The organism is Brevundimonas sp. FV1ye7S (assembly GCF_058680995.1).
In genome coordinates this window covers 1,315,445-1,327,920 of sequence record NZ_CM178726.1, presented here as the reverse complement: position 1 = coordinate 1,327,920, position 12,476 = coordinate 1,315,445, and the positions used below count along the sequence as shown (strand labels likewise).

General features: G+C 67.5%; 15 protein-coding genes. 8 read left to right on the top strand and 7 right to left on the bottom strand.

Annotation, left to right across the window (positions count from 1 at the left end):
* Positions 1 to 7: 7 nt before the first annotated feature.
* The 5 genes from ACW18C_RS06300 to ACW18C_RS06280 form a co-directional block, all read right to left on the bottom strand.
* The gene (locus ACW18C_RS06300) at positions 8 to 673 is read right to left on the bottom strand and encodes a DUF2155 domain-containing protein (protein ID WP_008260685.1); all 666 of its coding nucleotides are present in this window, start codon (positions 671 to 673) and stop codon (positions 8 to 10) included.
* Complete coding sequence (locus ACW18C_RS06295; RefSeq protein ID WP_035305092.1) at positions 670 to 1,062, bottom strand: NADH:ubiquinone oxidoreductase subunit NDUFA12; 393 nt, start codon at positions 1,060 to 1,062, stop codon at positions 670 to 672. Before ACW18C_RS06295 ends, ACW18C_RS06300 begins: the two co-directional genes overlap by 4 nt.
* Before the next feature lie 211 nt (positions 1,063 to 1,273).
* Positions 1,274 to 2,542 (bottom strand): TolC family protein, encoded by a 1,269-nt coding sequence (locus ACW18C_RS06290; protein ID WP_492073504.1) that lies wholly within the window; start codon positions 2,540 to 2,542, stop codon positions 1,274 to 1,276.
* The gene (locus tag ACW18C_RS06285) at positions 2,539 to 2,742 is read right to left on the bottom strand and encodes a YgaP family membrane protein (protein ID WP_008259227.1); all 204 of its coding nucleotides are present in this window, start codon (positions 2,740 to 2,742) and stop codon (positions 2,539 to 2,541) included. Before ACW18C_RS06285 ends, ACW18C_RS06290 begins: the two co-directional genes overlap by 4 nt.
* Before the next feature lie 29 nt (positions 2,743 to 2,771).
* A complete protein-coding gene (locus tag ACW18C_RS06280) occupies positions 2,772 to 4,049 on the bottom strand; it encodes an NAD(P)/FAD-dependent oxidoreductase (protein WP_035305103.1) in 1,278 nt (425 codons plus the stop codon).
* 118 nt (positions 4,050 to 4,167) lie between these two features.
* On the opposite strand from ACW18C_RS06280, the gene ACW18C_RS06275 reads away from it, so the two are divergent.
* Genes ACW18C_RS06275 through ACW18C_RS06260 form a run of 4 tightly spaced genes read left to right on the top strand, consistent with a single transcriptional unit; the run spans position 4,168 to position 9,110 of the window.
* Complete coding sequence (locus tag ACW18C_RS06275; protein WP_008261203.1) at positions 4,168 to 4,506, top strand: rhodanese-like domain-containing protein; 339 nt, start codon at positions 4,168 to 4,170, stop codon at positions 4,504 to 4,506.
* 40 nt (positions 4,507 to 4,546) lie between these two features.
* On the top strand, positions 4,547 to 5,572 hold the full coding sequence (locus ACW18C_RS06270) for an efflux RND transporter periplasmic adaptor subunit (protein ID WP_292147327.1): 1,026 nt from the start codon (positions 4,547 to 4,549) through the stop codon (positions 5,570 to 5,572).
* Positions 5,569 to 8,790 (top strand): efflux RND transporter permease subunit, encoded by a 3,222-nt coding sequence (locus ACW18C_RS06265; RefSeq protein WP_492073502.1) that lies wholly within the window; start codon positions 5,569 to 5,571, stop codon positions 8,788 to 8,790. The genes ACW18C_RS06270 and ACW18C_RS06265 overlap by 4 nt, the downstream gene beginning before the upstream one ends.
* Positions 8,787 to 9,110: an ArsR/SmtB family transcription factor gene (locus ACW18C_RS06260; RefSeq protein WP_492073500.1), complete on the top strand. Its 324-nt coding sequence runs from the start codon at positions 8,787 to 8,789 to the stop codon at positions 9,108 to 9,110. Before ACW18C_RS06265 ends, ACW18C_RS06260 begins: the two co-directional genes overlap by 4 nt.
* Positions 9,111 to 9,142: 32 nt before the next feature.
* Here ACW18C_RS06260 and ACW18C_RS06255 read toward each other — a convergent pair whose 3' ends face one another.
* Positions 9,143 to 9,580, bottom strand: coding sequence for an ArsR/SmtB family transcription factor (locus ACW18C_RS06255; RefSeq protein WP_492073498.1), 438 nt, complete (start codon positions 9,578 to 9,580; stop codon positions 9,143 to 9,145).
* Positions 9,577 to 10,236, bottom strand: coding sequence for a peroxiredoxin (locus ACW18C_RS06250; RefSeq protein ID WP_008263171.1), 660 nt, complete (start codon positions 10,234 to 10,236; stop codon positions 9,577 to 9,579). The genes ACW18C_RS06255 and ACW18C_RS06250 overlap by 4 nt, the downstream gene beginning before the upstream one ends.
* A 518-nt stretch (positions 10,237 to 10,754) precedes the next feature.
* Between ACW18C_RS06250 and ACW18C_RS06245 the strand changes: the two genes are divergently transcribed.
* Genes ACW18C_RS06245 through ACW18C_RS06230 form a run of 4 tightly spaced genes read left to right on the top strand, consistent with a single transcriptional unit; the run spans position 10,755 to position 12,367 of the window.
* Positions 10,755 to 11,006, top strand: coding sequence for a hypothetical protein (locus tag ACW18C_RS06245; protein WP_008263597.1), 252 nt, complete (start codon positions 10,755 to 10,757; stop codon positions 11,004 to 11,006).
* Positions 11,007 to 11,008: 2 nt separating this feature from the next.
* On the top strand, positions 11,009 to 11,611 hold the full coding sequence (locus ACW18C_RS06240) for a cysteine hydrolase family protein (RefSeq protein WP_492073497.1): 603 nt from the start codon (positions 11,009 to 11,011) through the stop codon (positions 11,609 to 11,611).
* Positions 11,598 to 12,248, top strand: coding sequence for a hypothetical protein (locus ACW18C_RS06235; RefSeq protein ID WP_492073495.1), 651 nt, complete (start codon positions 11,598 to 11,600; stop codon positions 12,246 to 12,248). Before ACW18C_RS06240 ends, ACW18C_RS06235 begins: the two co-directional genes overlap by 14 nt.
* The gene (locus tag ACW18C_RS06230) at positions 12,242 to 12,367 is read left to right on the top strand and encodes a hypothetical protein (protein WP_492073493.1); all 126 of its coding nucleotides are present in this window, start codon (positions 12,242 to 12,244) and stop codon (positions 12,365 to 12,367) included. The genes ACW18C_RS06235 and ACW18C_RS06230 overlap by 7 nt, the downstream gene beginning before the upstream one ends.
* Positions 12,368 to 12,476 lie beyond the last annotated feature (109 nt).

Here is a 12,476-nt window from a genome sequence, read left to right as displayed (position 1 = left end):
CTCGCGCTCAGTTCTTACAGCCCACCACCCAGGCGTCGTAATTGGGATTCTGAAGCCCGCTGACGGCCGGGGACGAGGCGAACATCCAGCCGCGGTAGATCTGGCGCGGTTCGGCCGGCTGGTTGGCGCCGCGCGATTGCAGCGAGACATCGACATAGGCGATGGCGTCTTCGGTCAGTTCGTCAGGCGTCGAGACCTCGCAGGCTCGGACGCTGAAGATCAGGTTGCGGTTGAAGCGGACCGGACGGCCGCCGACTTCGACCTCGAACTTCATGGTCTCGGCTGTGGTCTTGTCGATAGCCTGGATGACGGCGAACTTGCGCCGCTGGCGGCGAGCGGGCGTGGCCGGCTGTTCGATGGCCTTTTCGACCACCGGCTTTTCGGAGGCGGCTTCTTCCTCGGCCTTTTCCGCGACGGCCTCATCCTCGGCGATGACGACGGAGGGCGGCGGCGTCACTGCCACCGGCGTCCGGGGCGCGGGTGCGGCGGCCGGGGCGGTCTCGGTCGGCGCATTGGCCGGTTGGGCCGGCGTGGTGCGCAGGATGTCGCCGATGGGATCCTGGACCGGACGGGCCTCGCGCGGCGAGTCCTGAAGGACGCTGGCGGTCACCGCCCCGGCGCTGAGCGCCGCGACGACGGCCGCCCCGCCCAGCAGGAGCCGATTCGGTCTCACTCGGGCGTCCAGGCCTGATAGTCGCCGGTCGCGGCGGGGCGTTTGGCCTCGGCGGCCAAAGAGCCTTGCGGACGCCAGGCCATCGGGGTGCCGGTGAAATTCGGCAGGTGATCCTTCTCCCACGCGCGGCGCGGGAGGGGCGCCTCGGTGGGCGGCAGGTCGAAGGTGTAGCGCAGCCAGCCGTGCCAATCGGCCGGCACCTTGGACGCGTCGGCATAGCCTTCGTACACGACCCAGCGGCGCTTGCGGCCGTCGTAGCTCGAGTTGTCCTTGGCCTCGTAATATTTGTTGCCGATCTCGTCGGTCCCGACGAAACGGCCGCGCTTGGCGATCGTGAAGAGGGTGCCGATCGTGGCCCCGTTCCACCAGGCGAAAATCTTGTTCAGCACGTCGTCAAAACCTACGCGAAATTCCCGCAGAAAAAGAGCCTGCGGCCGGAGCGGATCATAGGAACACTCGCCCCCTTCGTCCAGCAGACACGTTCGCAGAAGCGGGAAAAGCAGTCGGCATGAACCGTCTTGCAGAACTCGGGCTTCGCGATCTGACGCGCCGCCCGCCGAAACGCCTCCACGACCACCTTCGTCGGAGCCCTGTCGCCCCCTAACCCAAAGCTGATCCGATCAGGCTCTTCAGGCGATAGGCGGCGACGATCCGGGCGGTCCTGGCCTGGGTGGCGGCAGCGGCGGCGGCCGTGGCTTCACGCTCGGCGTTCAGCAGGTCGATCTGGGGTTTCAGTCCGACGCGGACTTCATGTCGAACGCTGGCCAGGGCCTGGACCGCGGCCGCGCTTTGTTCGTCGGACGCCTGGGCCACCAGTTCGGCGGTGTGAATGTCCTGCCAGGCGGCGAGAACCTGTTCCTCCAGGCCCATGCGGGCGGCGCGCAGCCGGGCGGAAGCGGCGCGGACATCGGCGCTGGTCTCGGCGATCTTGCCGGACGTCAGGCCGCCGCTGAACAGGGTCCAGCGGCCGCGGATTCCCACGGTCGCGCTGTCGGCGCGATAGTCCGGAAAGAACTGGTCACGAACCGAACCCGCCTCGACGAAGGCGCTGACGGTCGGCAGGCGTTCACCGCGCGCGGCGCGGGCGGCGGCCTCGGCCGCCTCGAGATCGGCCCGCGCCTGACGCAGGGCGGGGCTGCCGCCCATGGCGATCGCCATCGCATCGTCGAGTGAGCCGGGCAGAGGCGGATTGGATGGAATCGGTTGCAGATCAACCGGCTCCAGGCCGGTCAGATTGCGGTAACGGGCGCGGGCGGAAACCTGCATTCCCTCCGCGCGGGCCAGGTCGGCGCGGGCCTCGGCGGCGCGCGACGCGGCCTGGGCGACGTCGGTGCTGGGGGTTTCGCCGGTCCGGAAGCGCTCGCGCGCCTGTCGCTCGATTTCCACCGTCTGGGCCGCCAGCTCGCGATACAGCCTCAACACGTCGCTGGCGGCGAGCATATCGCCATAGGCCTGAACCACCGCCAGGACGACCTGCCCCTGAACGGCGTCGCCGCCGGCCTCGGCTGCAGCCATGCCGGCGCGCGCTTGCGCGATCCCCGCCGCCGCGCGTCCCCCGGTGAACAGGGGCTGTTCGAGCGTCAACTGGGCCGCCCGAGGCGTGACGTCCGCCGCGCCCAGACCGAAGAACGCCTTCGGATCAAGCCGGCCCTGACCGACCGTCCCGCTGAGGCTCAGCGAAGGCGCTCGCGCTGAGCGCGCCTGCTGCAACCGGCCTTTCGCGGCGTCGGCGCCGGCGTCGGCCTCGGCGATTTCGGGCGCATGGGCGATAGCGGCGGCGATGGCCTCCTCCAGCGTCGTCGCCTGCGCCAGACCGGGTGCGGCCAGGAACAGGACCAAGGCCCAGGGCGCAGCGTGGCGCAGGCTCATCGGAAGGCGTTCCCCGGACGCAGACCCAACGCCTTGAACACCATGGCCGCCGGGCAGAAGCCGGTGAAACCGGACTGGATCATGTTCAGCCCTGCGAAGACGGTCAGGGCGATCCACCAGGGATGGACGGCATAGGACAAGGCCACGCCCGCCAGCACGACGCATCCGGCGAAGATCACGACAGCACGATCAAGGTTCATCGGTAGGCTCCAGATTTAGAGGGAGGGGGTCACATGCGAAGCTTGCGGATGCCCATGATGTGCATCGCCAGCCGCTCGTAGGAGGGTTCGCTTTCGCCCCTGCGCACCTTGCGCAGGAAATATTTCTCGAAGCCGACCTTGGCCAAGTGGACCCATTTGCCGCTCGCGGCCCAGTTGACGTTGCGCGGCGGGATCTGCGGCTGGGCCACGAAGGCGACCCCTCCATCCCCGAAGTCCGCCAGGCAGACGGCGTTCCAGGTCGCCTCGGCCTCGGGCGTCTCCCCGGCGATCAGGGCGGCCAGATTGGCGGCGACGGCGGTGACCATGCTTTCGATCATGAAACCGGTCTTGGGCACCCCGACGGGAACAGGCGTCGGGCCGGTCGGGGCGATGGCGACACAGACGCCCAGAGCGAAAATCTCCGGGAAGGCGGGATTGCGCTGGTGCTTGTCGATCAGGATGAAGCCGCGCGGATTGGTCAGGCCCGGGATGTCGCGGACCGCAGGCACGCCTCGGAACGCCGGCAGCATCATCGAATAGCCGAAGGGCAGTTGATGGGTCTTGGCGACAGCGCCGTCCTCGGCGATCTCCTCGACGTGCATCAGGCCCGGCTCGACCTTGGCGACGCGCGCATTGGTGATCCACTTGATGTGCCGCTCGCGCAGCTTGCTTTCCATCAGGGACTTGGTGTCCCCGACGCCGTCGAGGCCGAGGTGGCCGATATAGGGCTCGGCGGTGACGAAGGTCATCGGCGCCCGATCCCGGATCTTGCGCCGCCGCAGCTCGGTATCCAGGATCAGCGCGAACTCATAGGCCGGGCCGTAGCAGGACGCGCCCTGGACGGCGCCCACGACGATGGGGCCGGGGTTCTCCACATAGGCGTCGAACATGTTGGCGGCGTGCGAGGCGTGCGACGTCTGGCAGACTGACACCGTGTAGCCATCCGGCCCCAGCCCTTCGATTTCATCGAAGGCCAGATCGGGGCCTGTCGCAATTACGAGATAATCGTAATCGACACTGTCGCCGTTGTTCAGCTCGACCCTTTTTTCTGCAGCGTGAAGCCGTTTCGCCCCCACCGCCGTGAAGCCGATCTTCTTGCGGGCGAAAATCGGCGGCAGATGAACCTGAATCTCCTCCGGCTCCCGCCAGCGAACAGCGACCCAAGGGTTTGATGGAACGAAAGAATAAGTCTCCGACTCGGCGATCATCATCACCTCGGCGCGCCCCTTGACGGCCGCTCTTATCTCATAGGCGGCGATTGTGCCGCCCAGTCCGGCGCCGATGATCACAATCTTGGGCTTGGCCATGTTTCCCTCCAGAAGGCGTTTCCATCGCCCTTATGTGCTTGACCGAATATAATGATTACATGATATACACAATAATAAAAGTATGACACCGCGTTCGGCGGGTCCATGGAGGTCGAAAATGTTCGGATTTGGAAAGCCCAAGGCCCATCGGGAGATCGGCCCGGCCGATCTGAAAACCATGCTCGCCCAGGATCAGGTCCTGCTGGTCGATGTGCGGGAAGCGGGCGAGTTCGCCGCCGAGCATATCGCGGGCGCCGTGAACCTGCCGCTCTCGTCCTTCGACCCCGCCCGCCTTCCCCAGGCGGACGGAAAGACGGTCGTCCTGCAATGCGCGGGCGGAAAGCGGTCGGGCATGGCGCTGGAGCGCTGCGCCAAGGCCCAGGCTGCGATCGATACGCACCTGGCGGGCGGACTCGGGGCCTGGAAGTCGGCGGGCCTTCCGGTCGAGCGCGGCTGACGTGCGATTGATCGGCGGGGATGGTGGAAGGACGACGGCGATGAAGATGTGGACCCTGATGGCTGCGGCCGCGCTGACGCTGTCGGCGTGCGGCGGCGCGGACGAAAAGCGCGAACCGACCGCGAAGGCGGCGCCCGCCGGCGAACAACTCGTCCTGGCCTCGAACCTCCTCGCCGACACCAAGACGGTGGCGGGCGAAATCACCACCCGCGACCAGTCGCAAGCCCGGGCACGCATCTCCGGCGTCCTGGTCGTCCTGTCGGTGCGCGAGGGCGATATGGTGAGCCGCGGTCAGCAGATCGGACGGGTCGTCGATGACCGGATCGGTTTCGAGACTCGCGCCTATGGCGCCCAGGTCGCCGCCGCCGAGGCGGAGGCGACGCGCGCCCGCGCCGACCTGGGACGGATCCAGGACCTTTATGACCACAATGTCTACGCCAAGGCGCGCCTGGATCAGGCCGTCGCGGCGTCCCGCGCCGCAGACGCCCAGGCCGCCGCCGCCCGCGCCGAACGCGGCGCCAGCGCCAGCATGGCCGGCCAGGGGGCGATCCTGGCGCCGGCCGCCGGCCGCGTCTTGAAGGTCGAGGTTACGGCCGGATCCGTGGTCAGCCCCGGAATGTCGGTCGCGACGATCACCGCAGGCCCCCCCGTGCTTCGTCTCGAACTCCCCGAATCCCTCGCCGGCCGGGTCAAGCCCGGCGCGCGCGTCCTGCTGACGGCGGACGATCTGCCGGTCGAAGCGCGCCAGGGACAGGTGACGCAGGTCTATCCCGCCATCGTCGGCGGGCGGATTCAGATTGATGCGGCCGTACCGGGCCTGACCACCGAACTGGTCGGCCGCAGGGTCGCGGCCTCGATCGAGATCGGCCAACGTCAGGCCCTGACCGTACCCCGGCGTTTCGTCACGACGCGTTATGGTCTGGACTATGTGGAAGTGATTTCACCTGACCGGAAACCCAGCGCCGTCCCGGTTCAGACGGCGCCGACGAACGACCCTGAAACGGTCGAAATCCTGAGCGGCGTCAAGGCCGGCGACAGGCTGGTCGCGACGAGGACGCAAGGATGAAACTGGGCCTTTCCGGGCGCCTGACGCGCTTCACCATCACCTCTCCGCTGACGCCGCTGTTCCTGCTGGCGGCCATCGCCGTCGGCCTCTTGGCCCTATTCTCGATCCCGCGCGAGGAAGAGCCGCAGATCAGCGTGCCCATGGTCGACATCCAGGTGGCGGCGCCCGGCCTGGCGGCCCCCGATGCGGTCGAACTGATCGGGATTCCACTCGAGACCATCGTCAAGAGCGTGAACGGGGTCGAGCACGTCTACACCCAGGCCGAAGACAATGGGGTGCTGGTGACGGCGCGCTTCCTGGTGGGGTCCAACCCCGAAGACGCCGCCATCCGGATCGAGGAAAAGCTGCGCGCCAACCGGGACCGGATTCCGGTGGGGGTCCCCGATCCCAAGGTGACGGTGCGCGGCATCGACGACGTGCCGGCCATCGTCCTGACCCTGACCCCGAAACCGGGCGCGGCGGGCCAGTGGACCGATCAGGCCCTCTATGATCTGGCGCACAAGCTGCGCACCGAAATCGCCAAGGTCGATAATGTGGGCCTGACGTTCGTCACCGGCGGTCGGCCCGACGAGATCCGCATCGCTCCTGATCCCGCAAAGCTGAATCAGTATGGCGTGCCGCTGGGCCGTGTGATCGAGGCGGCGTCTCAGGCCAACCGCAGCTTCCCGGTCGGCAATGTCCGTGAAGACGGCCAGGCCGTGGCCGTCACCTCCGGCCGCACCCTGTCCTCGGCCCAGGAGATCGGCCTGCTGACCGTCCGCTCCGTCACCGGCGCGCCGGTCTATCTGCGCGATGTCGCGGACGTGGCCCAGGGGCCGCGAGAAGACCAGGCCCGGGTGTGGCGCTGGGCCCGGCATGACGGGCAGTGGGCCAGCACGCCCGCCGTCAGCATCGCCATCGCCAAGCGCGCCGGCGCCAATGCGGTGGTGGTGTCCGAGGCCGTGCGTCAGCGCGTCGAAAACCTGGAAGGCAAGCTGATCCCGGAGGGCGTCGAGGTCGCCGTCAGCCGCGACTACGGCGAGACGGCGAACGAAAAGGCCAACGAGCTGCTGTTCCACCTGGCCCTGGCAACGGTGTCGATCGTCGTGCTGATCGGCTTCGCCATCGGCTGGCGCGAAGCCGCCGTCACCGCCGTGGTCATTCCCACCACCATCCTGCTGACCCTCTTCGCCTCCTATGTGATGGGCTACACGATCAATCGCGTCAGCCTGTTCGCGCTCATCTTCTCCATCGGCATCCTGGTCGACGACGCCATCGTCATGATCGAGAACATCGCCCGTCACTGGGGGATGCGCGACGGGCGCAGCCGAACCGAGGCGGCCGTCGAGGCGGTGGCCGAGGTCGGCAATCCCACAGTCGTGGCGACCCTGACCGTCGTGGCGGCCCTGCTGCCCATGCTGTTCGTGTCAGGTCTGATGGGTCCCTATATGGCGCCCATCCCGGTCAACGCCTCGGCGGCGATGATCTTCTCATTCTTCGTCGCGGTGGTGATCGCGCCGTGGCTGATGATCCGGTTTGCGCGAAAGACCCTGGCCCATGGCCAGCACGATCACGCCCATGAAGAGGGCGGCGGCAAGCTGGGACGGCTGTACGCCCGCGTGGCGCATCGCGTGATCGACAAGCGGTCCTCGGCCCGCAACTTCCTGATCGGCGTCGGCCTCGCCACCCTGGTCGCCTGTTCGATGTTCTACTTCAAGGCGGTGACCGTGAAACTGCTGCCCTTCGACAACAAGTCGGAGATCCAGGTGGTGGTCGACATGCCCGAAGGGACCAGCCTGGAAGCCACCTCCCGCACCCTGGACGAGGCGGCGGCTCAGATTCGCACCCTGCCCGAGGCGGACGCCATGGAGGCCTATGCGGGGGCCTCGGCGCCGTTCAACTTCAACGGTCTGGTGCGGCACTATTTCCTGCGCGACCGGCCTGAGATGGGCGATCTGATGATCTCCCTTCTGCCCAAGGACGAGCGCAGCCGCTCCAGCCACGCCGTCGCGCTGGACCTGCGCGACAAGCTGAAGGCCCTGGCCTTGCCCGCAGGAGCCTCGATCAAGGTGGTCGAGACGCCGCCCGGCCCGCCCGTCCTGGCCACCCTGCTGGCGGAGATTTACGGCCCCGACGCGGAGACCCGGCGCAAGACCGCGCTGGAAGTCGAAAAACTGTTCCGCTCCGTCCCCTATATCGTCGATGTCGACAACAGTTTCGGCCAGGAACGGCCGCGACTGCGGCTGGTCCCCGTTCGGGATCGCCTGGACTATTACGGCCTGTCCGAACGCGAGCTGCAGGATTCCATCGGCGCGATTCTGGCCGGGTCCACGGTCGGCTATGCGCCGCGCGGCGACGGCCGCTCGCCCCTGCCGATCACCGTCGCCCTGCCGCAATCGGCGCGCAGCTGGAGCCGCACCCTGGCCACGACGCCGGTGGCGGTGACGACCGGGCCGACGGGACCGCGCCTGATCGAACTGGGCGAGGTCGTTGACGGTCGCCGCGAAGCGGGCAGTCACGCCGTCTTCCGTCGCGACGGCCGACCGCTCGACATGGTGACCGCCGAACTGGCCGGCGAATACGAGGCCCCCATCTACGGCATGCTGGCGGTCAATCGCGCCATCGAGGCCCATGACTGGGACGCGCTGGGCCTGCAAAAGCCGGCCGTCCGCCTCAATGGCCAGCCGGAGGATGAATCCGTTCCCACCCTGCTGTGGGACGGCGAGTGGGAAATCACCTGGGTCACCTTCCGCGACATGGGCGCCGCCTTCATGGTCGCCCTTCTGGGGATCTATGTGCTGGTCGTGGCCCAGTTCCACAGCTTCAAACTGCCCCTGGTCATCCTGACCCCCATCCCCCTGACCCTGATCGGCATCGTCATCGGCCACATGCTGTTCGGCGCGCCGTTCACGGCCACCTCGATGATCGGCTTCATCGCCCTGGCGGGCATCATCGTGCGCAACTCCATCCTGCTGGTGGACTTCATCCGGCACACGGCCTCGCCCGACAAGCCGCTGCGCGACGTCCTGATCGAGGCGGGCGCCATCCGGTTCAAGCCGATCCTGCTGACCGCCCTGGCGGCCATGATCGGGGCGGCGGTGATCCTGACCGATCCGATCTTCCAGGGCCTGGCGATCTCGCTCCTGTTCGGTCTGGCCTCCTCGACCCTGCTGACCGTCCTGGTCATTCCAGCCATCTATGTCGTGCTGCGGGATGACGGAAAACCCGCGACCCGATGACGCCGCACCAAGCCCCCATGGCGGATCTGGCCAGGCACGCCCATGCGGCCGCTGCGGAGTTGAAGCTGCTGGCGAATGAGCATCGCCTGTTGCTGCTCTGCCGGCTGACGCAGGAGGAACTGTCGGTGGGGCAGCTTGTGGGGCTGTGCGGCCCGTCCCAGTCCGGCGTCTCTCAGAATCTGAGGCGGCTGCGCGAGGGCGGGCTGGTGAAGACGCGTCGCGACCGCTCAACCATCTATTACAGCCTCGCCGACGACACGGTTCGCCAACTCATCGACATCTTATGCGACCGCTTCGCCCACCCTCGGACACCCGACTAGACGAAAGGACGCCAGTCCCCTCTGCCCGCGCCTTATCGACGGGGGGCCGGGGTGACGCGGGCGAACCGGGCGGCGTCCCCACGGGGCGGCGCTGACGCCTCGGTCGAGGGCGCCGAAGCCCCGGCGGAGGGCTGGAGGCGCGCGCCGACCGCCTGCCCGTCGCCGCAGAAGATTTCGTACAACATGCCCATCACCGCCTGGGCGCGTTCGTCGGCGATGGAATAGTAGATCGACCGCGACTGGCGCCGGGTCTTGACCAGGCCGTACTGGCGCAACTCCGCCAGTTGCTGCGACAGAGCCGGCTGCTTGATGCCCAGATCCGCCTCGAGCTGTCCGACGGATCGCTCCTCCGCAGCAATATGGCAGAGGATCAACAGCCGATTTGTATTGGCCAGCTGACGTAGCAGTTCGGCGGCCTGGGGCGCCTTGTCCTTCAGCCGCCCCATGGCCGCGGCCTGGTCGTCGCTCATGCGCGGCGCTCGCGATAATACCAGGGCGCATCACCGTCGCCGTCAGCCAGGGCCGCATCCAGAGTGGTGGCGGCCGGCTCCAGCAGGGGCTCGCCGGGCGACCATCCGGCCGGCGTCGACGCCTGCTCACGGTCGGCGGTCTGCAGCGCCGTCACCAGCCGCAGCAGTTCATCGACCGATCGGCCGATGTTCATCGGATACCAGCTGATGGCGCGCACGATCCCGGTCGGATCGATGACGAAGCTCGCCCGCACTGTGGCGCTGTCGCTGGAGCCGGCGTCGACCATGCCGAAGGCGTGACCGATGGCCATGGACGGATCCTCGATGATCGGGAAGGCCACCTTCACGCCGAAGCGGCGATAGATGTCCTTCAGCCAGGCCAGGTGGGAATAGAGGCTGTCCACCGACAGAGCCATCAGGTCGCAGCCCAGGGCGTCGAAGGCGTCCGCCCGCCTGGCCAGGGCGATGAACTCGCTGGTGCAGACTGGCGTGAAGTCGGCCGGGTGCGAGAACAGCACCAGCCACCGCCCGCGATAGTCGCTGAGCCGTTTCTCGCCCTGGGTCGTGCGCGCGATGAAGTCCGGAGCCGGATCATTGATGCGGAGGGCGCGCAGGGCGCTGGGGCTGTGTGGCGGGGCGGTCTCAGTCGAATCCATGGGGCGGAATCTAGTGACTTTCAGGCCGCTTCGCCATACTGAAATACATACCTGCAAGAACTATGAAGGTGTTTATACGTCGATCGCGGACACGGACGGCTCAAGCCCGCAACCCACCCGCGACCAGGCGTCATATCCAGGGAGGTATTTCACCCGCGTCAACGGTGTGGACGCCTCTGGCGCCCAGGTGTGGTCGGCGCAGGTTCTAGTCGTCGGTCCAGGTTTGATGGCGGAAGCGCGCAGGCCGGGTTCGGTCGTGGCCGGCGCCGACCTACCAAGGGCGTCAACGAACAGCCTGGCGCTGTAGGCCGAGCCGTTGCCGGTCATGACCCGCTCGACGACGACGCGTGACGCTGAGGGTGTCCAACACCGCACACAGGGAACGGTCGGCCGATGTGAGGCGCTATGCGCTTGAGATGAGCGGTTCGCCCGCCGCTCCAGGAGCCGCCCATGCCCATGAAAATCTCTCACGTTCCCAACCCGACTTCCGGGGCACGGACGCAGCCAGAGACGATCACATGAACGCCCGATCGACGTCGGGCCTGGCGCAGGGCGGTCTCGGCGGGCCCGAAGATCAGCTGCTGGAAGACGGACAGGAAGAAGTCTTCTCCCGCGCCGAGATCGAGAGCGGGCGCATCGAACACCATGCCAATACCCAGACCGCCCCTGATCCGGGCGAGATCGAACCTTCGTCCCCTAACTCAGACCAGAGCCTGACCGCGCCGGCGGACGCCCGCGCCAAAGACAAGGCCCGGGGCGCGGCGGCCTGAGCATGGTTCAAGGCCTACGCGACCCCATCCCGGACACGGCGGTTCATCTTTGCGTCGACATGCAGCGGATGTTCGTCGAGGACACGGAGTGGCGCACCCCCTGGGCAGCTCGCGTGCTGCCCGTCATCGAACGGCTGTGCGAAGCGAAGCCGGAACGCAACGTCTTCACCCGCTTCATCCCCGCCGCGCGCCCGGGCGAAGGCAGGGGCACCTGGCGCGGCTACTGGGAGAAATGGTCGTCGATGACTCTCGACGCCCTGGGCCCTGAATCGGTGGATCTGGCGACGCCGCTTCAGCGCTTCGTCCCTCCCGGACGCCTGATCGACAAACACGGCTACTCGCCGTGGTTCGGAACCGATCTCGACCCGGTGCTGCGGCGAAGCGGCGTGGACACCCTCGTCGTCACAGGCGCGGAGACGGATGTGTGCGTCCTGGCGGCGGTGTTGGGCGCGGTCGACCTTGGCTACAGGGTCGTGGTCGTCAAGGACGGCCTGTGCAGCTCTTCGGACGCCTCTCACGACCGACTGATCGCCCTCTATCACGAGCGCTACGGCCAGCAGGTCGAAGCGGCGGAATGCGCGGAGGTTCTCGATGCCTGGCGCTGACAGGGACGCCTGGCGGCCGATCAGTCCGCCCGACGAGAACGGCCCCCGCGACGGCGCCCTCCCGGCCTATGTCGCCAATGGGCTGATCGGGCTTCGGGTCAGGGAAATGCCGCTCATGGCAGGCATGACCCTGGTCAACGGGGTGGTCGGGGAAAATCCGGAGCGCCGGGTGGAAGCGACCGCCCCCGTCCCCTACCCGCTCGCCGCCGATCTCTGCGTCAATGGCGTCTGGATGTCCGATCAGCCTTGGGCGGTCTCGGACCTTCGCCAGGCCTACGATTTCGCCACGGGTGAACTCACCAGCCGGTGCCGTGTCCGGCTCGGCGGAGTGGATGCCGCCATCGAGATCCTGACTCTCGCCAGCCGTACCGCGCCGACCCTGGTGATGCAGGAAATTCATGTGCGGCCGGACGTGCACTGCCACATGCGTTTTGCGCGGGGCGCCCAGACGGGTTTCGACGTCCTGAGAGCCCGAAACCGAGACGCGTGGCGCGAACTGTGGCGGGGACGCATTGTTGTCGATGGGGCGACGCGTGACCACCAGGGGCTGATTGATGGATGGCGGAGTTGGAGAATATCGCCCCTTCCTCGGACGCCTGGCTCGACAAGTGGGGCCACATTGAGGGCGCGGTGCTGACGCACATGTTCGAGGAGGAGAACGGCTGGTTCATCCACCTCAAGGAAGAGGGCGAACATCAGGACCGCCTGACCGCCCGTTACAAGGAGGAGTTCGAGCGCTACGCCGGCGCACTGTGACCGCGTCGCAGTCTGGGCGTTAAGGGCGTTCCGACGGAAACCCGTCCCTTGAAGGGACGGGTTCAGACGGCGGGGGCGGCGAGCTCACTTCCCCCGTACATCCGCCTCC

Excerpts from the sequence above, each read along its gene's own strand:
- ACW18C_RS06275 (WP_008261203.1), top strand. The coding sequence starts at position 4,168 with ATGTTCGGATTTGGAAAGCCCAAGGCCCATCGGGAGATCGGCCCGGCC.
- ACW18C_RS06270 (WP_292147327.1), top strand. The coding sequence starts at position 4,547 with ATGAAGATGTGGACCCTGATGGCTGCGGCCGCGCTGACGCTGTCGGCG.
- ACW18C_RS06235 (WP_492073495.1), top strand. The coding sequence starts at position 11,598 with ATGCCTGGCGCTGACAGGGACGCCTGGCGGCCGATCAGTCCGCCCGAC.
- ACW18C_RS06255 (WP_492073498.1), bottom strand. The coding sequence starts at position 9,580 with ATGAGCGACGACCAGGCCGCGGCCATGGGGCGGCTGAAGGACAAGGCG.
- ACW18C_RS06250 (WP_008263171.1), bottom strand. The coding sequence starts at position 10,236 with ATGGATTCGACTGAGACCGCCCCGCCACACAGCCCCAGCGCCCTGCGC.
- ACW18C_RS06290 (WP_492073504.1), bottom strand. The coding sequence starts at position 2,542 with ATGAGCCTGCGCCACGCTGCGCCCTGGGCCTTGGTCCTGTTCCTGGCC.
- ACW18C_RS06245 (WP_008263597.1), top strand. The coding sequence starts at position 10,755 with ATGAACGCCCGATCGACGTCGGGCCTGGCGCAGGGCGGTCTCGGCGGG.
- ACW18C_RS06240 (WP_492073497.1), top strand. The coding sequence starts at position 11,009 with ATGGTTCAAGGCCTACGCGACCCCATCCCGGACACGGCGGTTCATCTT.
- ACW18C_RS06265 (WP_492073502.1), top strand. The coding sequence starts at position 5,569 with ATGAAACTGGGCCTTTCCGGGCGCCTGACGCGCTTCACCATCACCTCT.
- ACW18C_RS06280 (WP_035305103.1), bottom strand. The coding sequence starts at position 4,049 with ATGGCCAAGCCCAAGATTGTGATCATCGGCGCCGGACTGGGCGGCACA.
- ACW18C_RS06285 (WP_008259227.1), bottom strand. The coding sequence starts at position 2,742 with ATGAACCTTGATCGTGCTGTCGTGATCTTCGCCGGATGCGTCGTGCTG.
- ACW18C_RS06260 (WP_492073500.1), top strand. The coding sequence starts at position 8,787 with ATGACGCCGCACCAAGCCCCCATGGCGGATCTGGCCAGGCACGCCCAT.